General features: G+C 35.4%; 19 protein-coding genes. 2 read left to right on the top strand and 17 right to left on the bottom strand.

Annotation, left to right across the window (positions count from 1 at the left end):
* Nucleotides 1-13: 13 nt before the first annotated feature.
* Both I589_RS01050 and pfkB read right to left on the bottom strand, forming a co-directional pair.
* A complete protein-coding gene (locus I589_RS01050; RefSeq protein ID WP_010769997.1) occupies nucleotides 14-1,405 on the bottom strand; it encodes a PTS fructose transporter subunit IIC in 1,392 nt (463 codons plus the stop codon).
* Nucleotides 1,406-1,407: 2 nt separating this feature from the next.
* On the bottom strand, nucleotides 1,408-2,334 hold the full coding sequence (gene pfkB, locus I589_RS01045) for a 1-phosphofructokinase (protein ID WP_010769998.1): 927 nt from the start codon (nucleotides 2,332-2,334) through the stop codon (nucleotides 1,408-1,410).
* Between the two features lie 115 nt (nucleotides 2,335-2,449).
* On the opposite strand from pfkB, the gene I589_RS01040 reads away from it, so the two are divergent.
* Nucleotides 2,450-3,196 (top strand): MurR/RpiR family transcriptional regulator, encoded by a 747-nt coding sequence (locus tag I589_RS01040; protein WP_281169501.1) that lies wholly within the window; start codon nucleotides 2,450-2,452, stop codon nucleotides 3,194-3,196.
* 559 nt (nucleotides 3,197-3,755) lie between these two features.
* Here I589_RS01040 and truA read toward each other — a convergent pair.
* The 15 genes from truA to I589_RS00965 all read right to left on the bottom strand — a co-directional run bounded on the left by truA (nucleotide 3,756) and on the right by I589_RS00965 (nucleotide 21,262).
* A complete protein-coding gene (gene truA, locus I589_RS01035) occupies nucleotides 3,756-4,493 on the bottom strand; it encodes a tRNA pseudouridine(38-40) synthase TruA (RefSeq protein ID WP_010770000.1) in 738 nt (245 codons plus the stop codon).
* Between the two features lie 53 nt (nucleotides 4,494-4,546).
* The gene (locus I589_RS01030; protein WP_010770001.1) at nucleotides 4,547-5,200 is read right to left on the bottom strand and encodes a DUF3885 domain-containing protein; all 654 of its coding nucleotides are present in this window, start codon (nucleotides 5,198-5,200) and stop codon (nucleotides 4,547-4,549) included.
* Nucleotides 5,201-5,750: 550 nt separating this feature from the next.
* A complete protein-coding gene (locus I589_RS01025; RefSeq protein ID WP_010770002.1) occupies nucleotides 5,751-5,996 on the bottom strand; it encodes a GlsB/YeaQ/YmgE family stress response membrane protein in 246 nt (81 codons plus the stop codon).
* A gap of 43 nt (nucleotides 5,997-6,039) precedes the next feature.
* Nucleotides 6,040-6,621 (bottom strand): Asp23/Gls24 family envelope stress response protein, encoded by a 582-nt coding sequence (locus tag I589_RS01020; RefSeq protein WP_010770003.1) that lies wholly within the window; start codon nucleotides 6,619-6,621, stop codon nucleotides 6,040-6,042.
* Nucleotides 6,622-6,645: 24 nt separating this feature from the next.
* On the bottom strand, nucleotides 6,646-6,831 hold the full coding sequence (locus I589_RS01015) for a DUF2273 domain-containing protein (RefSeq protein WP_010770004.1): 186 nt from the start codon (nucleotides 6,829-6,831) through the stop codon (nucleotides 6,646-6,648).
* A 12-nt stretch (nucleotides 6,832-6,843) separates the two neighbouring features.
* Nucleotides 6,844-7,416 (bottom strand): alkaline shock response membrane anchor protein AmaP, encoded by a 573-nt coding sequence (gene amaP / locus I589_RS01010; protein WP_010770005.1) that lies wholly within the window; start codon nucleotides 7,414-7,416, stop codon nucleotides 6,844-6,846.
* Between the two features lie 558 nt (nucleotides 7,417-7,974).
* On the bottom strand, nucleotides 7,975-8,517 hold the full coding sequence (locus tag I589_RS01005) for a PfkB family carbohydrate kinase (RefSeq protein ID WP_010770006.1): 543 nt from the start codon (nucleotides 8,515-8,517) through the stop codon (nucleotides 7,975-7,977).
* Complete coding sequence (locus I589_RS18560) at nucleotides 8,483-8,653, bottom strand: hypothetical protein (RefSeq protein WP_010770007.1); 171 nt, start codon at nucleotides 8,651-8,653, stop codon at nucleotides 8,483-8,485. The genes I589_RS01005 and I589_RS18560 overlap by 35 nt, the downstream gene beginning before the upstream one ends.
* Before the next feature lie 142 nt (nucleotides 8,654-8,795).
* Entirely contained in the window at nucleotides 8,796-10,274 is a 1,479-nt protein-coding gene (locus I589_RS01000; protein ID WP_010770008.1) for a helix-turn-helix domain-containing protein, read from the bottom strand.
* A 197-nt stretch (nucleotides 10,275-10,471) separates the two neighbouring features.
* Nucleotides 10,472-11,779 (bottom strand): DUF5068 domain-containing protein, encoded by a 1,308-nt coding sequence (locus I589_RS00995; RefSeq protein ID WP_010770009.1) that lies wholly within the window; start codon nucleotides 11,777-11,779, stop codon nucleotides 10,472-10,474.
* A 1,102-nt stretch (nucleotides 11,780-12,881) separates the two neighbouring features.
* Nucleotides 12,882-15,167 carry a SpaA isopeptide-forming pilin-related protein gene (locus I589_RS00990; protein WP_010770010.1) on the bottom strand — a complete coding sequence of 762 codons (2,286 nt, stop codon included), beginning with the start codon at nucleotides 15,165-15,167 and terminating at the stop codon, nucleotides 12,882-12,884.
* Nucleotides 15,168-15,459: 292 nt separating this feature from the next.
* The gene (locus tag I589_RS00985) at nucleotides 15,460-15,666 is read right to left on the bottom strand and encodes a hypothetical protein (RefSeq protein WP_010770011.1); all 207 of its coding nucleotides are present in this window, start codon (nucleotides 15,664-15,666) and stop codon (nucleotides 15,460-15,462) included.
* Nucleotides 15,667-16,738: 1,072 nt separating this feature from the next.
* Nucleotides 16,739-17,965, bottom strand: a complete 1,227-nt coding sequence (locus tag I589_RS00975; RefSeq protein WP_010770013.1) for an L-lactate MFS transporter — start codon at nucleotides 17,963-17,965, stop codon at nucleotides 16,739-16,741.
* A gap of 253 nt (nucleotides 17,966-18,218) precedes the next feature.
* Nucleotides 18,219-20,642 (bottom strand): flavocytochrome c, encoded by a 2,424-nt coding sequence (locus I589_RS00970; protein WP_010770014.1) that lies wholly within the window; start codon nucleotides 20,640-20,642, stop codon nucleotides 18,219-18,221.
* Complete coding sequence (locus tag I589_RS00965) at nucleotides 20,639-21,262, bottom strand: NADPH-dependent FMN reductase (RefSeq protein WP_010770015.1); 624 nt, start codon at nucleotides 21,260-21,262, stop codon at nucleotides 20,639-20,641. Before I589_RS00965 ends, I589_RS00970 begins: the two co-directional genes overlap by 4 nt.
* A gap of 208 nt (nucleotides 21,263-21,470) precedes the next feature.
* Between I589_RS00965 and I589_RS00960 the strand changes: the two genes are divergently transcribed.
* Nucleotides 21,471-22,421 (top strand): LysR family transcriptional regulator, encoded by a 951-nt coding sequence (locus I589_RS00960; protein ID WP_010770016.1) that lies wholly within the window; start codon nucleotides 21,471-21,473, stop codon nucleotides 22,419-22,421.
* Nucleotides 22,422-22,455 lie beyond the last annotated feature (34 nt).

The following is a 22,455-nucleotide window of genomic DNA, read 5'->3' as shown; positions in this document are numbered from 1 at the left end:
TTTTCAGTTCTCCTTATTTACGACTTTTTCTTTTTTGTAATTCGCCTAGTAAGATTCCCCCTACTACTGAACCCGCTAAAATTGATCCTAACCAAGCTAATTTTCCTGTGACAATTGGCAATACAAGAAAACCACCATGTGGTGCTGGAACTTGCACTTTGAAGATATACGTTAACACCGCAGCAATTGAAGAGCCCAGCATCATAATCGGTAATACTCTTAATGGATCTTTTGCAGCAAATGGAATGGCTCCTTCAGTAATATGTGTTGATCCTAAAATAATATTAACCAAACCAGCATTGCGATCATTTGGATCAAAGTATTTTCCATAAAGTAAAGAGGCTACACCTGTGATAAGTGGTGGCGCAATACAAGCTGCCGATACACCTGCCATAAAGTAAAAGTTTCCTTGAGCTAAAAGTGCTGTTCCTGTTACATATGCAGCCTTATTGACTGGTCCACCCATATCAAAAGCACACATACAACCAACAATAATTCCCAAAACAATTGGACTGGATCCTTGGAATCCAGCTAAGAAGTCCATCATTGACTCATTTACTGCATTCATTGGTGAGACTAAGAAATGCATTGCCAGCCCCGTAATGAATACACCTATAACAGGAAATAAGAAGATTGCTTTTAACCCATCTAATTCCTTAGGCAATTTTGCAAACACTTTTCCTAAGAGTACAATAACGTACCCTGCTAAGAAACCGGATACAATCCCTCCTAAAAAGCCTGCCCCGCCATTAGATGCAATCAGGCCGCCAACAAACCCTGCAACTAACCCCGGACGCTTGGCAATACTTTCTGCAATATAAGCTGACAAAATAGGAACCATTGCACCCATTGATAATCCGCCAATATCTTTTAATGTAGCTGCAAACTGGTTATATTCTACATTCCCTGGTTCAGCAGAGTAGATTCCCCATAAAAATGATAGTGCAACTAATACTCCGCCCCCAACAACAAAAGGCAACATATGAGACACGCCGTTCATTAAATCTTTATAAATTTTATGACCAATTTTGTTGCCATTTTTCTCTGTTTTTGTTTCTTCTACTTTTTCTGACTCTGCAGAATAGTGTATTTCGCCTTTTCCCGCAATAGCATCTGCAATCAATTTTTCAGCATTTTTAATTCCCTGACTCACAGACACATCTATTATCTTTTTATTGATGAATCTTTCAGCATGGACATCTTTGTCCGCTGCAATAATAACAGCATCTGCCAATTTTATATCTTCATCTGTTAACTCATTTTCGATACCAATTTGACCATGTGTTTCTACTTTGATTTTTACGCCTGCTTTTTTAGCTGCTTGTTCCAAAGCCTCTTGAGCCATGTACGTATGCGCAATCCCAGTTGGACATCCTGTTGCTGCAATAATGTAAAATTCTTTCATGATTATCCCCTCACTTTTTTTATTGTAATTTCTTTTTCTAATAACGGAACGTTAAGAAAATCTGTCAGCCCCTCCGTAAAAGCAGTTGAGCTTGCTGCTGCGATAGCAGTTTTTAATGATTCTTCTGTTGTCTTACCTAATTCTTGCAGTCCTATAAAGGTTGCTAACATCGTATCTCCTGCACATGCTGAGTTAACTAATTCTCCTTTTGGGGCATTTCCCACCAAAATTTCATTCTGATTAAATAGATAGGCTCCGTTTTCCCCTAATGAAATGATGACTTGTTTTGCACCTAGTCCAACAAGCTGCTTTCCATAGTAAATGATATCTTCTGTTGTTAATTCCGTTAAATTAAATAATTGCATTAATTCTTCATCGTTGGGTTTAATACAATAGGGTTCAAAAGGTAAAACATCTAATAATATTTTTGAACTTGTATCAATTGCCAGCCTAATCTCTTTCTTTTTTGCTAGCTTTGCTATCTCAAGAAGATCCTCATCTGTAACTCCTTCAGGTGAGCTGCCAGAAACAATCAAAAGATCATTTTTTTCTAATTTTGATAGTTTATCCATTAAGTCATTTAACGACTCTTTTTTTATATTCGGTCCTTTATTTACTATTTTATATTCCGTTTTTTCATTTAGGACATTTGTGAATACATTGATTCGAGTGATCTCAGAAATTGACACAAAATCTGTTTCTATTTCTTTTTTTTCTAGCTCTTCTTTGATAAATTCACCTGTAAACCCTCCAATAAACCCAGTGGCAGTATTATCAAGTCCTAACATTTTTAAAATAAACGAGACGTTTACTCCTTTGCCATTTGGCTGAATATCATTTTCACTCGTTCGATTTACTTTTTTAGGGGTTAAATATTCAGTACGAATAAACAAATCGATTGCTGGATTCATTGTACATGTTAAAATCATTTCTTCTCTCCTCTCTTTCTAATTGATTATGTGTTTATTATGTCATAGAATATGATGTAAAGGTTTTCTATACAAGCCGCTTTTCCTTCTTTTTTTGAAAACATTTACAAAGGAGATATCATCTATGGAACAAAAATTTAGTCCTAGTGAACAGCATCTACTGAATTATATAAATTTACATCAGCAAGACATGCATGATATGTCAATTGTGAAACTGAGTGAAGAAGCAAATGTCTCCACCGCTACCATTGTCCGTACGATGAAAAAAATGGGGTATGACGGCTTTACTTCTTTTAAGTATTCATTAAAAGAAACCAACCCAGGAACACTCAAGGCTATGGAAAAAGTGGATAAAGAAATCAAAGGGGCAATTTTAAAAAATGAACAAGAGGTAACAAAAACAATTGAGAGTTTAAATGTCGGAGCTATTGAGGATACAATTCAAAAAATGAAAGCGGCTAAGCGAATTTTTATTTTTGCTAGAGGATTTTCGGAATTAATCGCAAAAGAAATGACCATTAAACTACAATTAGTTAATAAATATTGTGAAATGCACGATGATCCCAATATTATTAGAACTATCAGTAAAAAGATAAAAAAGGAAGATTTGGTTATCTTTATTTCTTTAAATTCAGAAACAGCCGAATTGATAGAGGCATGTAAAAGCTGTCAAAAAAATGAGGTAACAACAATTAATATCACCGCCAATGCACAAGGGCTTTTACATGATTTAGCCGATATCAACTTTGTAGGCTTCAAATCTCCTATCTCTTATTTCCCTGACTATGAAGTTCGCTCAAGGCTACCTCTTCAAGTAATCTCTCGAATCATTTTAGATGCCTATTCACTTCGTCAAACATAAAAAGTTTGTCCTAAAACAAACGTCAAAAACAGCGCTTCGCCATGATGACTTGCTGTTTTTGACGTTTTCCTTCATTTGACAAAAACTTATCCGCTTTTCTAGCAAGATAATTGTTCTTGTAGCTCTATAAATTAGAAGTACATAAAAAACTTTTCCACTGTTATTTTGAGTACCAACGCTGGAGGATTAATCCTTTTTGGATAAGCTTATAATTAGTGTGCAAGTGAAATTACAGAAGGTTCCGTTACTAAACAACTCATTGTCTTGTTCTACAAAAAAAGACCCTACAGATTCACTGTTGAACCCGCTGGTCTTCGCTTACTACCTTATTTTATTCACTCTTTCTTACGCCTAGTCCTGACAAATTTTTATTTCATATAGCTATCGGAAGCTAGGCTAAAAAGGCTCTTCACTATCTTCAAACAGATGGATTTTCTATCACTCATCTATTTTGGTCTCTCTCATCAATCGCTTTTCAGATAAAATTTATTCAGCCACTATCTATATAGTAAACTGTACATAACTCTGTTTACTTATTCAAGCTATCTCGCTGCTAGTATTAATAGATAACCTCATCCAAAAACAATCCATGCGCCGGAACGGTCTCGCCCGCTTCTTTTCGAGTATTGCTTTGAAATACCTCATCAATGATTGTACTATCCTTCTTGCCTAACCCAATTTCAATAAGGGTCCCAGTTAAAATTCGAACCATTTTATGCAAAAAACCATCTCCTTCAAATACGAAGTGCAGCATTTCGCCTTCTTTTTGAATAGATACTTGATGAACCGTCCGCGTAGTTGACTTCTTTGTTTTTTTCAATGCTGAAAAACCAATAAAATCATGGGTGCCGATTAACTTTTCACAGGCCTGAGTCATTTTTTCTATATCAAGTGTTTGTGGAACATGAAAGCTGTAATTTCGATTAAATGCAGAAGGGATTTCACTGTTCCAAACATAATAGCTGTATTGCTTTGCCTGTGCGTTATATCTTGCATGAAACCGTTCAGAAGCCGTCTCCACTTTTTTAATTACAATATCACGTGGAAGATAGCGATTGAAAAAAGACTGCATTTCTTCTGGTGTCATTTCCGAGGCTGTTTTGAAATTGGCGACTTGCCCTCTTGCATGTGTCCCAGCATCCGTCCGTCCAGAACCGATAATTTCTATTGTTTCACCTGTCATTTGGGCGATAACGCCTTCTATTTTTCCTTGAATGGTTTTCTCAGAATCGCCTAAACGCTGCCAGCCTAAGTATCGTTTTCCATCATATTCAATCGTTAATTTGATATTTCGCATGTTTCTTTTTCCTCAACTCTCTTATCTATTTTTAAACTCATTCAAATTTAGCTTCACTCTCTCTTAAATCGTACCCCATAAGGAGAGTCAATGACCTGATAGCCACGTGCTGCCATATCCTGAGTATAACTCTCTATCTTTTCTTTACACAATACTGCTAATGCATGATAATCCTGTTCATTTCGACAGAAAATATCGCATCCTCTATCATCATATACATGAATAAGAATTTCTTTTTGCGGATTCAGCAATGCTGTCTTATTGTTCAGCTTAGGTGCTGTGTTCCACTCTGGAAAGTCATGATAGATTAGCGATTTTACTAGCTTATAAAGGGTATTTGGCTGCTTTATTGTTAACTTAACTTTCCGCAAAAATACATCTTCTTCTGCACAAAATGAAAAATACTCATTATGTAGCTGTGTTTTTTGAAAAAAACGATTTAGCTGTTTAGGTGTATAAATGTACGAAAAAAGAACAACTTCTGAACTCCCTTGAAAAATAGACGTCAGGACTTCTCTCATAAATATGTTCGTTTTCTCCAGTGTTTCTTTCGTAATTTTTTCGGCAGGCTCTACGTAATAATAAGAGAGATTCATCCGAAAATGGTAGGATCGTTTTCCTTTCCACAGCAAAAACTTCTCTGGGTTATATGCAAAATCAGAAAGATAGGTGATTGCTAATTGTTCGGCAATTTGTCGCTCGTTCATCTCTCCACCTTCTCTATTCCTCTATTATCCAATGCTTCTTCTCATCATACCATATTTTTCTTCAGGCTTAATGGCGAATCTGTTTTCAAAAAAAGCCTATGAAAAAGGGGTTGCCCTTTTCCATAAGCTTATTTACTAGCTAAATGTCTTTTCAATCTGTCTTTATAGACAAATTTATTTTCTTCATCACACGTATTCTTCACACTGTCCTTGCTTAACGCATGCGATATGCCTTACAGCAAACTATAACGAGGGTGGGCTATAACTTACTTAGTTATGTCCCACCTTCGTAAACTCTTAATAAAGGTTGGGAAGATGAGGAACTCATCTCCACTTCGTGTTGAGTTTTTGGGGAACTCATCTCCACTTCGTTTCGCTCTCATCATCTTCTACGCATGGTACTTGCTTGAGTTGAAGGTCTCCACTTCGTTTCGCTCTCATCATCTTCTACGCATGATACATGCTTGAGTTGAACACTTCCGTCCCAACCTCTTCATAGTTTATAAAAAACACATTTTTGTCTATGAGCGTTTTACTACACGCTAGATTTTTATTTACTTCTACCTAGGAAAAATGAGACGATTAAGACTAAAATAACTGCACCAATGATGGAAGGAACTAGTGCCATTCCTGCTAGTGAAGGTCCCCATGAACCAAGTAATGTTTGACCTAATGCAGAACCTACTAATCCCGCAACGATATTTGCTATCCATCCCATGCTGTTTCCTTTTCCTGTAATAGCTCCTGCAATCAATCCAATGATTGCCCCAACGATTAATGACCAAATAATTCCCATAATGTATTCCTCCTAATATAATAACGTTCTCTAATTCTTTTGTTTACTCTACGCGAGGTTCCTTTTCCTCTTGTAACTTATCTGCACCCTCACTAACCGCATTTTTTGCTTTTTCTGTTTGTTTTGAAGCAAAATGGCCGGTTGTTTTCGCTGCGTTTGTTACTTTATCTTGAATCGTTTCGCTATCTTCTTCGTATTCCGACTGCGTTTTAATATCAACTACATTGATATTTACTTCAATGACCTCTAAATGTGTCATTTTGTATACTTCTTCATGAATAACCTGTTTAATTCGATCAGCAATTTCTGGGATGCTTCTGCCATACTCAATGACAACATCCATATCTACTGCTACTTGTTTTTTTCCTACCTCTGTTTCAATACCAGAAGTCACATTATCAACATTCACAATTTTTTCTGCAATATTAGAGAAAAAGCCTCCATCAACGGTCAATAGTCCATCAATTTTATCAATTGCTGTTCCAATAATTTTTTGGATGACTTTTTCATCATAAGTCAATTCACCTTTAATTTCAGCAGTTGGTGTATTTGGTGACAATACTTCCGTATGCGTAGGTGTCACGCCTTCGTTTTTCATTGTTTTTTCATCAAAATTATTTGCCATGATAAAACTCCTCCTAATTTATAATTATTGTTTAAATGCTTGTAAAATACCGCTTTTTTCTAAATAGAAACCAAGGGCAGTCCCCAAAGCCGTTAAAAAAATGAAGAGTAACGTCTTAAAAAAACCTAATGATACAAATAACAAAGCTAAAATAAATCCTATTCCCCCACAAATAATCGGGAGTTTGTATTGATTAAATAGGTCGTGCATAGTCTCTCCCTCCTATTCTACGCGTGAGTAGTTTCCTGTTGGTTTACTTGACTTTTCATAGGCAGAATAAGCAATCTCCACTTTCACCTTCTCCTGGCTACCTAGAAGCTGCTGAAGCTCATTTTGAATTTCCAACATCACCGCTTCTGTTTTGTTTAAAATAGAAGCCGTTCGTTTTAACTCACCTTTAATCATCACTTTCAGCTTATTTTTAGTAGCATGTACGCTAACCTTTGGAGACTCGACAAATTCAGTTTCATTGAGTTTTGAGCGAACAAATCCTTCTATTGCTTTTTTTTCTAATGAAACTTTCCCTCCATTCTCTTTTAGATAAAACGTCTGTTTTGACTTAGGATAGAAAATCAGACCTAACACTAAAACGAGTAACAAAATGATAAAGAAAACAGCTACCCAAAATAAATATTGCTGAACATATTCATTGGATAAAGTATCTACTAAAAATTTCCCACGATTCATCCCAAACGGAAACTCAGCGTATGGAGATGTAATCGCCATAACCATCAATAAAACAGAACATAAAACTAGAGAAGTAATAATTCCAACTACTTTTAATCCACGACTCATCGTACACCTCCTTCTCCAAACCATAAGACTAACCTGATTTATTAAAATACTTCACATTATTCTGTACAGTCTGCGTAAGAAATTTGGTTTGGCTTTATTTTCTTTTATAAATGAATGGCTTTGAAACAGTAACAGATTTACTCTTCTTACATAAAATAATATTTTTAGGTATCAATCTCCTGCCTCTCTATTTCAACCATAAATCATAATTTTTCATTTTGGAAATCATTTGCGCCTATTTTTTTTATCTAAAATTAAAAATGTATTTCAGTTGACAAACCCTGTAAAAAAGGACGATTCTATTTATATTGGGAGAGTGTATCAACTAAGAAAAGAGTCAAAAAGACTAACTTTTTTGGTCGATATTCTTATTTATTAAATTTCGATACCGGTTGAAATAAATTTACTTTCTGGTGCTAAAGAAAACTTTCTGTTCCAATTTCTTATTCACTCCTCTATTTGAATCATTTGACTACTTAAAAAAACGTGAAAACCGTTATCTTGCAATCGGTTTTCACGTTTCTTATTTTTTATCATTTCATCCTTTTTCTCATTTCTTTAGAGAATCTCTTTTGCATATGGAATAGATGGCTGGGCACCAAAGCGCTGTACAGTCATTGCAGATGCTCGTGATGCATACTGAATTGCTTCTTCTAAATTACTATAGTCTTTTTGCAAAACTGCCGAAAGTGCACCAATAAACGTATCTCCCGCTGCTGTAGTATCCACTGCTCTTACGACTTGAGCTGGGATTTGTCCCTTGCCATTTTCATATAAGAAATAGGAACCTTTTTCTCCAAGTGTAATGATAACTAGCTCAATGCCATACTGTTGGATTACTTTTCCAGCCTTCTTTAACGTTTCTATTGATTCTATTTTTATACCTGTAATCAATTCAGCTTCGCTTTTATTTGGAATAAAAATGTCTGTATTATTCAATAATTCTTCAGAAATATCAGCACTTGCAGGAACCGGGTTCAACAACGTTTTTACCCCTGTATCTCGTGCAAATTGAAATGCTTCAATAATCGCTTCTATATTGATTTCAAATTGTGAAAGTAAAAAATCACTTTTTTTTAATGGTTCTTTTTGCAGCTTCATTTAAATTTATTTTCATATTGGCACCAGAATGAATAACAATGCTATTCTCCAGCATTTGAATGCCTTCTACATGCGTTTCATCTATCCAAAAAAGAATAGTAGTTGTCAAACTAAAAAAGTCTAATAAATCTGCCATTGTGGAAGCAACCTTATTACCAATTCCTCTAATTTCTTGAATATCCTGCTCAAACAGTTTCTTATTGCATTCTCGCCAATTTCTTAGAACATGCTTGTCACTAGTGATTATCTTTTATATAGATTCTCAGAGTGACGAAATCTTACTTCTTATGATCACTGATTTTTTTTAATAGTTCATTAATTTTCACAAAATCATTTAAGGTTACCTGCGCATTAATCAATAGACTAGCATAGTCCTTATCGAGAATGGATAAAGGAGACGTACTGATACATAAATCGTAACTATCATATTTATTCGTTGTATCAACATCTAAATTATAAAAATTTTCAAATGTTTTTTCGATTCTTTTTTTTACGCCAATTTCTAAAACCTGAGGAAGATCTGTTTCTAATTTTACTTTGATTAAGTTAGAAAAAAAAGACACCTCTTCAATTAATGAGTAGGCTAGTGTGTAATAGTAAAGTAAACTTTCTCTTTCTTCTTCTGTGTACATCCCTAGTGTAAACTGAGATAAAATAGCTCGTACTTTAGGGAAATATGCAGGATACGTATCCTCCAGATAGCTTTTCACATCGTAGCCTGTTATCGTAAAGCCAATATCTTTAAAAAGCTCTGTACACATATGCCCATAAACTAACACTTCCCAAAAAGCAGTTTGCTCTCGTTCCGTCAGCTCTGTAACCCGTCTCTTATACCATTCAGAGTTTGATGAACTCACAATATTCTCACAAATATAGTGAGCATATTCTTTTGTTAGGTTATTTGAGTTGGAGTGGAAGTTAGCAACCATACTAAGCCACAGTAAAACAAAATCAGATTCATTCGAGTTAAAAAAATAATTTTTCTTTAGAATCTTTTCAGTCGTTCTTTTTAATTCTTGATTTGCGTTTAATATATGTCTAGATAACGCAGTCTTCTCTATAAAATTATTATCCACTAAGAAAAATTTTTGGTTACGAATAACATTTACAGCTAATATATAGCTTAGTAACTCATTATTAACTTTTGTTATTTTATAATCCGTCACTTCCGCTAAAGTAGAGATAATTGACTTAGTTTTCCCCTGTACAATCCCTTGAAAAGGCCAATCCAAGCCATTGTATATCCGCCAAAAAAACAAAACCATTACATATCGAATTCTTTTTTCATCCCCATTTAAATAAATAACTTTATCTTTTTTTTGTATAGATAGATGAAACGTAGCTAATGCCGTTTCTAGCTTCACTAATCTATCTCTAATTGAGGATTCAGAAACAAAATTTTCAATTGAAAATTTCGTGATGTTCACTTCATTATAAAAAAAAAGAGTCACGAGCATTTCATAAAAGGGATTGGATTGAATCAGTTGCTGCTTAATTAGCTTATAGTCTGCTTTCGTTCCTTTAAAAGTATACCCTAAGTTATGCTTCTGAACGAGAATTTCTCCCTTTTTTTCCTGATTAAGATAGGGAATCTTAGTCAATGCATTGTAATATTTGTATACCGTTCGCCTATCTATTTGTAGTTCCATGGATAATTCTTTTACTGATAAAAACGTGGGAGCTTCAAGATAGAGAAGCTTTAAAAGCTGCAGTTCCTTTTCTGCTTGTCTGCCTAAAAATTCATTAAACACTTCCATAATGTACCTCCTTATTTTTCATAAATAAATGAAGCTGACCTCTTTTACTTTAGTGTAGCATTCAAAATTTAATTCAGTGCTCTCAAAGCACTTTTCCTTTTATCTAGGCACAAGTTATACAAAAGAGACTAGAACAAAAAAATCGTTCCAGCCTCCTTAGATGCGTTCCATAAAGTATTCTGAACTTATACGATTACTTATTTTAAATCAAATTCAAATTTATTTCCTTTCAGTAACTCTTTTGCACTTGAATCATATAAAACTAACTGTATTTTGTAGGTTTTCTCTTTCCATAACTTATCATATTGCTCTTTATCCATTGCGAATACTTGAATTAACTCTTTTGCTTCTCCTTTTTTGACTACGTCAGTTGATTTATAATCGACCAACATCCCTTGACCTAAAACAATGAGTGATCCATCATCTATGCGAAGGGTAGAGGTAACTGTTGAAAAATCAATTTCAGCATCGCCTTCATTTTTTATATCATAGCTTACGGTCAATAAAATAATCCCATTAAATTCGCTAAACCTTGGTGCTTCTACTTTATTTGGCTCAAATTCAGTAAATTGATAGCCATTCAACGTTGCTGTAATTTTATTAATTGTTTGAGAATCATTCAGTCCTTCTTTTTCCTCTATCATCGTTTTTGTCCCCATATTTGTCGTTGTTGTTTTATCTTGATAGAATTTTTCATTTTCTCTTATTGTCTCTTTTCCACTTCTATTCACAGATAACTGGATAGTCTCTGTTTTTCCAATCGCATCAGAAGAGCTTACAGAATCTGCTTTATTGTATGCAGATGGAATTTCATACGAAACCACGCCTAAATCATCAATAGTCGATAGCTCATCTGAACTTAGTGCCATTGGAAAATACCCTGTAATTGACTCGCCTTTTTTAATTAGATTTTTATTCGTGGTTAAGTCATTTCCGATATTTGCATAAGATTCTGGTAATACAATTCTTGTATTACTGAAAGCAGAAACTGCACCTGGATAATTCAGTCCAAATAATGGAGCATACCAAATATCCTGATTTTCATTATTTTTAATCGTAATTTTTGATAAGAATATCCCACCATCTTCTGTTTGTCGACCAAACGGAATCGAAAAGTCTTGGTGGAAGTCTTTTACTTCAATAAGTGAATATTCATCGATACTAATTGTCACATTTCCCTGTGTAACAGTCGTTGGATTTGTAGAAGTAAATACTATTTGTGCTTCTTCTGCATCCATCTCATCCTTAATATCGGCTGTCACTTTTTTTAATTCATCCGATACGTTTCCAGAAATTGATTGCTTTTCTGACTGACTCGTTGCTTCTTCAGACACTTGCGTTGAAGCAGAGATAGTAGATGTACTTTCGCTTTCTTTTGTACTTGTTTCTGAAGTTGTTTCACTATTTAATTCTGTACTTACTGCAGGCTTTTCTTCTGTTCTCCCACATCCGGCAAGTGTAATAGCTGTTAAAACTGCTAGACGCAGTATTATTTGTTTCTTCATTCTGCTCTCCTTTGTGATGATTCAGCTGCTTTATCTAGGTTACCAATACCCTGCTTTTTTAGCACACCATTACTGCTTTTCTATGTTTTTCCATTTTTGTTCTCTGAATTAGCATGAATATCTTTAACAGTCACAATCATTTGCACCTTAATCTGTAGTCATCTTTTACTAAAAGCTTATTACCGACAATCTCACTTTATAAAAGAATGGAAATTAAGTAGCAACACACGCATTACCTGCTGCATAGAATTTGTTCTGTCTATTTACACTAGTTTCTTTACGTGCAATCAGATTCCTGTACTTGCTCTTATTCCGTTTTATCGGCTGCGCTCTCTATACGTTTGCCCAAATCTTTGCTAATTAGGATGATCATCCTTTTGATTTTTATCTTTTTTTAATAGTAAGCTCATACAATCGTTCTAGCTACTCCTCAAACTCTAGCTATACTATTACTTTCGTCAGCGTTTTTTCTTCACGGCAAATATATTATTCCACCAGTTTCTTACATCCATCCTGTTAAATTACTAGTTTTACTTTCATTTTTCTCAGTCTCTTTATTGGTTCCCCATTCCTCTAAAGAATAAAAAAATCAGTAGTTAGTAGTTCCTTGTGTACTGTTTCGTTAGAATCATTCAATAGACAGCTTTGGTATTAGAAAATTATTTCTATTCATCTGTCAACAGGATAATTTCCCTCTTGATTCTCTCCTTCCATTGTATTCATTATCCTTGTATAGCGTATAGTATTTAGAAAGTGCAAAACGCTATTTTTTTGTACTTTTTCAGTTCAATTTCTCGCTGATTATTTTCCCTCATACTAGCGTACTATCAATTTTTCAACCTGAAAAAAGGAATTATTTAATGAGCTAAAAAAGAGTGTCTCTTACATCACTCTCTCCTTTTTTAATATGTCTTCTCTGTTTTTCCGAAAAAAATAAGCCTCGTGAGAAAGAGTCTTAAAAATAAAATCCCCCAAGAAAATCAGAATGAAATCTAACTTTCTTGAGGGCATCAGAGAAAACTTCTTACAAATAGTTTTAGTTTATTGAATAATTTATTGTTTTCATTCGGCCATCGTATTTTTACAATCACCCTAAATGATACTATCTATTTTTTTTGAAAAGATATACAGCGATTCCGACAAAGGATACCCCAGCACCTACAACTAATACACTAGAAAGCTGTTCACCTGTTTTAGGTAAAACTTTTTTTAGTTTGCTGACAATCGTTTCATTCTCTTGGTTCGTATTTTCTGTTTCCGAGCTTGTTTCGCTTGTCGTCTCTTCTGTAGTCTCTTTCACTATTTCTTTGCTAGATTCTGTTGTTGAATCATCTGTTGTTGTACTTGATTCTGTTTCTTCTGGATTAGAAGTATTTTCTTTTGTTACTAGCACAATCGTGTCATCGTCTTCGTTAATGGTAAACTGAACAGGGGTTGCATCAAGCTGATAGCCATTTGGTGCTTTCGTTTCAATAAATTGATAGTCTCCTGAATCTAAATTAGAAACGACAATATTTCCTTGCTCATCTGTGGTTAATCCTTCTTGTATTCGTTCACCGTCACTTGATACTAACGTAAATTCTGCACCTGAGAGTACTTTTTTACTCTTGCTATCCACCTTCGTTAATTGGACAGAGCCTTTTACTGCTTCTTTTTCTTTATTTGTCATAGTTAAATTGATTGGCGTATCTTGCCCTGCAACAACCGTAAATTTGATTGGTGTCGAATCTAATTGATAACCATCTGGCGCTTTTACTTCAATAAACTCGTATTCTCCTGGTTGTAATAGTCCTGAATTAATAAAGCCATTTTCATCAGATACTAGACCTTCAGTAACCGTTGCTCCCTCACTATCAATAACTTTAAATTCTGCCCCACTTAATGGATTCTGAGTCTCTTCATCTGTTTTATAAAGGTACGCACTACCGTCTAGTGTTGTAGTGGCATCTTTACTGCCAATATTTGTTCCTGCATAATTGAAATACGCTTTATTTACAATTGTTTCTCCAGGTTGAGCCTCAGGATTTTCATAATGAACCTTGAATGAGACGCTAATTTGTTCTCCCTCAGGTAATTCTTTTAGTAAGTCATAAGAAATACTATTTGTTTCTGCATCATAATTCACATCAGACAAATAGCCGCTAGTATTTTCCGTTGTTTCGATAAAGGTAATATGGTCAGGAAGTGGATCAGTTAAGGTTGTTCCAATCTTTGTATCTCCAATATTATTTTTAAAGGTTAGTGTGTAAATTAAATCTCCTGAATTTGAAGCTAAGGTTGCCTGGGATACTTCTTTATTCAAATTAACAGAGTCATATTTCACTTCTTGTAAAGCCATATAGGTGCCCTGCTCCATAACTGCCGCATCATCACTTGTAAGTACGACCTTATTATAACGGGCACCAAATTCTTCAGCCGTAGGGTCACCAGTAATTTTTTGGGCATACATAATGACATAACTATCATCTGGTGTTAAATCGCCAAAGTCAATTGTAAATCCCGTATCCGTAATATGAATTTTATCTGAGAAATCGGTTGTAACATATTCCCACCCAGTTGCAATCCCGTCACTTCTACGTTCGGTCACTTTTGCAATTCTAAAATGGTTTACAATTGAATCATCTCCAGTCGCTGGTATGTGACGATAGGGATCATATAATTCTGTACCTTCTGGAATGGTATCCACAATTTTTGCATTCTGAATGGATTGCTGGTTGTAATTAACCACAATGACAAAAATATTCCGTGATGGATCATCTTTCTCAATAATAGATGAATATTTTCCATCAACTGTTCCATAGCTTCTTACCCCATATTTCTGTAACAACGGGTTTCCTGGTACGGTTACTTTCACTTCAGATGTGGTCTTGTCAGAGCTAATTAGCTCTGATCCCATATACATATCGGCACTAAAATCAACGGAGTCTGGGAAGTCAGAACTAGTAGAATCCATGTAAGGTGCATCAAAAATAATTTTCACGGTGTTTCCTTGTGCATCATTTGGATCATATTTCGTGTGATCGTAGGCAAGGTTCAACACGTAATCTCCATTTTCATCATAGGTTACTGCAGGATCATCTAAATAAAAAGGATCACCAATGACCAGTTTATTTACTAAATCACTTTGGCTGTTCACAATAACTTTCGGTATCGTTACTTTCACTACACCATCTTCTGTGATGGTCCCTGCTGTTGAGGCAATGGATACATCCACTTGAACAAGTTGTTTTGAGGTAATCGGATTTGTCGCAGTTATTGTTATCCCTGGATCATCCCCAGCGACTGTTGGTGTGATTGTTTCCGCAATAGCTTCGCTACCAAATTGACCGATTATCATCAATACAATAGTCATCACGTAGCAAAGATTCGTGAACATCTTTTTATTCATATAAATTCCTCCTGTTTTCATTCATAAGCATTCGTTCAATAGTTTTATGTCACTGTTCAAGTAACAATCACCTATTTCATACAGTAAATATCTTATCTAAAAAAAACAGAAAAAAAGTACAAAAAAATGCACTAAGAAAGTACATTTTTCTATTTATTTTCCACGAAGTAAAAAAAACTAACAACTTATCTATTTATTTTGACTATTCCTCAGCGTTTTTCTCTTCTCCTATTTAGAAAATTCATCCAAAGTGCGCTCTTTTTTCTAGCATGTCTCCAACAGAATATTGTCGTTACTCTTCTTTATACTCTAAATACGTTGCGACTTTGTTCGAGAAATGCCTATAACTAACTTCTATCGTTTCCATATACTTTAATTTACTTGCTAAAATCAATTTTTCCTTATTTGATGGACTTACGTTTACTTTTTCTAATACCTTATCCATTGATATGTGGCCAGATTGTTTCACCGTTAATTCAATATCATCCATATTGTACACTTATTCTACATCTCCTATAAATACATAAGGCCGTGATAACCCCAGTTAAATGTTCACACGTTTTTGTCTCTCGTTCTCGTGTTTGTGTTTCAGACAATCTTAGCGTTCCATTCAATGCAAGCCTGTTGCACCACCAAAACTTTAACTACCCATTGCAGCCAAAATAAACCACTGTATATATGATAATCCACTTCTCATTTTACCTGCAGTTCCTCTTTCTTGTTGTTCTATTAATAATAGTAGATTTTCACAAATAAGAATGACGTTTTTTTGCACTAAATGAGTACAATTAATTCCCTAGTTCATTCTAAATTTTTTACCTGCTCTCTCTAAATTTAGTCACTGAACACATCGTTCTCCTTCGTCCTCTTCTCATTCGACTGAAATCTACATGATTCTTGAAACTAGAGCACTTCCTCCAACAAAAGAGACTCAATAGTAAACAGGTGAAATGAAACGTAAGTTCTTCAGAAAAACTCAAGCATAGCGCAGACTTTGATTTTTTGGATAAGTCAATCATCACTTATGTACTGGGAGAAATGATACTATGCTCGTCATTGAGACACTAGCAAAGACTTTTGGGGCAATTAAAAGGGCTTCTCTATATGAATCTAGAATTTCAACTTATACTGTCTTTCAAGAAACGCTTACGTTCATGGTCAATATATCCCGCGTAGTAAAATTGTCTGGAGACTCAATTGATAGAAAATTATTGGATTTCTCCCTCAAAACAGGACTCTATTACTTCTATAAATAAGTAGCAAGAGATGACTGATTTCCAATATTCAAAAGTATATCCACTTCTATACTCTTGAATATTACACTAAAACACGACAACCTCACTCCAATAGAAATCAGAAATGAGGCTGTCGTGTATACAATTTATTCCCTATAAATCATCTTAAAGCCAGTCCGTGCAGCACTGAGCCAATCTGTTTTTCACTATCTACTTGCCAGTAATCTGTTCAAAATGGTTCTATCCACGATCTTTCAACTATATATAAGATAGAAGACAGAACTTCCAGACTTTATTTTACAAGGTACTTTCTTCTTACTTCAAACTGATGATTATTTATTGCTTAACCGCAAGTTGCTTTTCACTTCTGTTTTTTATCTGCACATAGAGGACATTTAATGCCAATCCAACAATGGCAATAAAGATAGCGACATAAAATGCATTTGTGAAGTTCCCCGCGTTTGATGCTGCCATGCTTACTGCTACTCGAGGACCAAAGAATGCAGCTGCTGAATAACCGCAGAAAACAATTCCATAGTTAACTCCTTGGTTTTTAGGTCCATAATTTTCCATAACAATTGGTGGAAATACGCCCATGACACCGCCAAAGCAAAGTCCCAAAATAATAATTCCTAAAGCAAAACCAAGCTGAGAAGACAGAGTAGTAAGCAAAAGGAACGCAACAATAATCACGCCAAAAATAATATTTAATGTATTATTTCTTCCAATTCTATCCGATACTGTTCCCCAAACAACTCTTCCAATACAGTTACTTAAAGAATACAGACTGACATAAAATGCAGCTGTAGTCGCTGATAATCCAAACATCTGTTGACCAATATTGGATGCATTTGATGCAATCATTAGTCCTGAGAATGCCCCTGTAAATAGCATAAAGAAAATTAAATAAAACTGGGGCGTTTGAAGCATCTTAAGCCAATTCCTATTTACCCCTCCTGTGCCACGTGTTGGTGGTGTCCAGCCTTCAGGTTGATAATTTGCAGGAGCAGATTGAATAAAGAAACTTGCAATTGCGACAATTACAATATAAGCAATTCCTAACACTCGAAAAGCATGAAGAGCATCCTCTGCTTCAATCAGCAAGTTAACGATAGGCGCTGCAATAATCGCGGCACCACCCATGCCTGCTGTAATAATTCCCGAAGCCAATCCTCTTTTATCTGGAAATAAGCGAATTGTATTACTCAAGCAACCAGAATAAGCTAGTCCTTGTCCGATTCCTCCAATAATTCCATAAGTTACATAAAGCATTTCTGGACTATTAACCAGACCTGATAAATAAAATCCAAGTCCAAACAAGAGTCCACCGACCATGATTGACCATTTAGCCCAACCTTTGTCTGTGAGAAAGCCACCTAAAATCATAGGAATTGGTCCTACTGCCGAATTGATTGTAAAAGCCATCATGATTTCTCCCATGCTCCAGCCTTTAAGCGCACTCAATGGACCTGCAAATACACTAAATGCATAAATTGCTCCGGTACAAAGCAAGACGGTTGTCGAAGCAATCAATACTACCCAACGATTGATTGGTTTATTCATTTTTTTCCTCCTAGTAACTCATTTTCCTTCTTTCACTACAGGTTTATTTCTTTTGCTGATAGATGAATCACGCCAATTGTTGCATCTGACTTCATCTATCAGCTCTAGTTTATTTCTTTTGTTTTTTCTGCTTTGACTTACTTGAATCCTTATCTAATACGATTAGCCCCTGTTATCGTTTCATTCCACATGAAGAGACGATTCTATTTTTAAGTCCTCGTTCAATCCAGATAACTGAGGAATCCTTCCACGTTTAGCCTAACTCTTTTACTGCCATAACTCCTGCGATACGTCCAAAAGTAAAGATATCTGTCAATGAATTTCCACCTAAACGATTTCCAGCATGGATACCACCTGCAACTTCTCCTGCCGCATATAAGCCACTGATTACTTCACCTGATTTATTCAATACATGTGTATTTGCATCAATTTTCAAACCGCCCATTGTATGATGGACAGCAGGTTTTCTAGGCGTTGCATAGAACGGTGCTTGTTCCACTTTCAAGTCAAACACATCTTTTCCAAATTCCGGATCTTCGCCTCTATCAACATAGCTGTTATAATTTGTGATTGTTTCAACAAACACTGAAGCATCCATCCCTAATTGCTCTGCTAATTCTTCTAAAGTATTTGCCCGATAGAGTGTGCCAGCCTCTACTTGTTTATCAATTTTTTCTTGAGTTGTATTATATGCTGTAGCTTTAATTTTATCATCAGCAATTAAGTAGAATAACCCGCCATTGTCAATTGCTGCTTGAGTTAATGTGTCTCGGCTACCATATTCATTTACAAAACGTTTTCCTTTTTGATTAACCATAATAAAGTTTTGCGGCGGTACTTGAAGTCCGCTAAACAGCGCACCTGTCTGTGGATCTGAAACAGGCATCATTTGTGAAAAGCCCATACCTACTAAGTCGGCGCCTACGCTTTGACCTAATAAAATCCCATCTCCTGTAATGGCTGGAGAATTCGATGTTTTAATGTCATCCTCGATTTCTGTCCAGTAAGTATTATATTGTTTTAACATCTTCGTATTTGCTCCAAAACCACCTGAAGCAAGCACAACCGCTCCTGCATGAATGGTAATCTTTTGACCGTTCATGCCTTCACCAATGACTCCGCAAATTTTTCCATCTTCAACAATAAGTTCTTTCACTGCTGTATCCGTTAAAATGGTTCCCCCATTTCCTTCAACAAATTGCGTTAGAGCAGAAACATAGGCATATCCTTCACTTTTTAAAGGTTTGTGTCCACGTCTCCATAGTGCTCCGACTGGCATCGTTACATCTTTTTTATCAAATTCTACGCCAATTTCTTCTAACCATTCCACCGATTCTAACGCTTTATCTGTTAATAACTTAACTAAATCATATTGTCCATAAATTGGCTGACCGTTTAAATCCTTTCTCTTTCCACCTAGATACGTTTGCATACGATAAAAGAGTTTAGAATCAAATAAGTACCCTTCATGTGCTGAATTATCTGCCAAATATGCAGTAATTTCTTCTTTTAATGCGCGGAAATCAGAACGATAATCTGGATCAATTTGTTCTTCATCCATTTCAATCATTTCTTTTAATGTATGACTTTCTCCAGGGATTGCTGAAAATCCACGTTGCCAATTTGGATCAGCAGCGTTCATCGGACCACCTGTACGAACTGTATTTCCACCAACTGCAGGGAATTTTTCAACAACAATCGTCTTTTTCCCTTCCTGTAATACTTTAGAAGCAGCCGTTAAACCAGCACCACCGGCTCCAACAACGACAACATCTGTTGTATATTCTTCATCCTCTTTTTTTAACGCACTTGCAGGTTTTGGCCGTTTTCTAAGAACATCTGGGTTTGCCCCCGCCATTTTGACAGCTTTTGCTACCCCATCAATTACGCCGTTACTTGTAACAGATGCACCAGACAACACATCAATATTCAGCGTTTGTCCTTCAATAATCTGTTTAGGAATACGTGTAAACACCACATCTGCGATTCCCTCTGATTCACTAGACGTATCAATTTCAATTTCTTCAATCCGTTCTTTAGAAAGTGTAACTACCATTGGTAAATCACCGTTGTGTCCGGGAGCTGTAACTGTGAATGCACCTGGAGAAAAATGAACCTCCTCTGGTTTATTCAAAAGATTCGCTACTTCAGTAAACCGTAAAAAACGCCAGAAACAACTTTCAAGAAAATCAATGGTTCGTTCTTCTTTCAGATTGCCATTTTCATCAAATGCATGATTCGCTCTTCCTAAAAGAAACTCTGAGCCAGGCATAACCGTTGCATTTACCCCAGGCGCATCTAAAATTTGTCGCAGGTGTAGCTGCGCACGTGATGAGCCTTGAACATCATAAGAGGCACCAACAATCATCACTGGTTTTCCATCAAATGGATGAAGGTTAAACGACAACCACTCCAAAATGCTTTTCAGAGCTGAGGGGATAGAATGGTTATGTTCAGGTGTAGCAATAATAACTCCATCTGCCTCCATAATTTTTTGATTAAATGACTGAATAATGGGGGTATCTGATTGGTCATCTGATTCATTGAACATTGGTACATCCGTTAATTCTAGAAGTTCAATTTCTGCTTGTTCACTAAAATGAGTCTGCATAAATGTCAATAACATCCGGTTATATGATTTTTTTGCGTTTGTTCCTACAATTCCAACAAATTTCATTCTTGCTCTCCTCCATTCGCTGCTTCCCAAGTAAATTGTTTATTTTGTTCTGTTTTGAAACGATGATCTTTCACTAACTGATTTGTGATTTCGACAAATAAAAGAAATTCATCAAAACATTCCTCTAATTCTGTTACTTTTTCTGGGTAAACAAGCTGACCGCTTTCGTCAAATGCATTTAAAGAACGACCTAATAAAAATTCAGCGCTTGGCATAATTCGTGCTTTCAGCTCTGGTGCATCAAGGATTTGACGCAGATGTGCTTGTGCACGAGATGAGCCAAGAGACCCATGAGAGGCACCGACAATCATCACTGGCTTATCAATTAACGGACGAGTTGTATAAGACAACCATTCAATGACGCTCTTTAACGCAGCTGGAATGGCATGATCATATTCAGGCGTACTGATGATGACTCCGTCTGCATGAATAATTTTATCTGATAGTTGTTTCACTTCAGTAGGTGGAAGCTTATCCTCCGGTTCATTAAATGCTGGAATTTCTTTTATTTCACATAGTTCAATTTCTGCTTGTTCACTAAAGTGGTTTTGAATAAACTTTAACAATTGACGATTCGTTGATTGATTTGAGTTCGTTCCAACAATTCCAATTAATTTCATAAAAAGCACCCCTGATTTTGTGATTTATTGAACAATTTGATTTAAAAAAATAAACGTTTACTTTTCCAAAAAAACGTTTAGAATATACATAATCAAACGATTCATTCTATCGACAGTTTAAAATAGAAAACGCTTCTTGTGAAATATTTATTTAATTATCATTCTATAACCAATTACTTATACCCAAAAATTCGTTGGAGGTTTTTTTGTGACTCAGACAGATTCGCTCACCATGCTTCAATTTATTGAAATGCTTTTAAAACATGGAAATTATACTAAAGCAGCCAAAAGCTTGTACATTTCTCAGCCTTATCTCACCCAAGTAATCAAGAAAAAAGAAAAGGAACTTGGTGTTGAATTAATTGATCGGCAAGCAACACCTTTACAGCTGACGGATGCTGGAAGAATTTATTATCATTATTTAACTACTCTGCTTGCTGAACAAAATCAGTTTAAAAAAAGGCTAGAAGCTTATACATCACCTGAAAAAATTATTCTAAAAGTAGGAATATTATCTAGTCTAGGCACTTATTTACTCCCATTATTTTTACCTGAATTTTTAACACTCTATCCCCAAGTACAAATAGAGTTGATAGAGGATGTCCCGCATAAAAATGAAAAAAGAATTTTAAACAGCCGCTTAGATTTCTTTATTGGTCAAAATCCTGAGACCCTTCCACCACAGCTTACTGCTTATGAACGTGGCAGTCATGGTTATTATGCAATTATCCCAGAATCTTCTAAACTTTATAAAAGAAATGTACGATTTGTCGATAGCTCTTCACTTTCTTTAAATCAGTTGCTTCAAGAGAATTTGATTCTAACTTTACACGGATCTGCTATTCGTCATCAAATTGATTATTTAATTCAAAAATTTGCAATACAACCTAAAATTATTTTAGAGAGCAACAATATATTCACGATTGGAAAGTTAGCTCAGGAAAATCTAGGTGTAACGTTTCTTCCAGATAGCGTTCAAATACATGAAAATGGCGGAAACTATAATATTTGTAAACTCTCTTTACAGGATGTTTCTTTAAACTACTTTATTGCACATTTGAATAGTAAGCCTATTAATGATATTGAAAAAGCATTTATTGATTTATTTTTAAATGCAGTGGAGAAAAGTATAAAAAAAGACGAAGAGACTAGGAAGTGATTTCCCGGCCTCTTCTTTTATCTCATTTTAAATA

The sequence above is a fragment of the Enterococcus phoeniculicola ATCC BAA-412 genome (assembly GCF_000407505.1).
GTDB lineage: Bacteria > Bacillota > Bacilli > Lactobacillales > Enterococcaceae > Enterococcus_K > Enterococcus_K phoeniculicola.
This window is presented reverse-complemented; position numbering and strand designations above follow the sequence as displayed.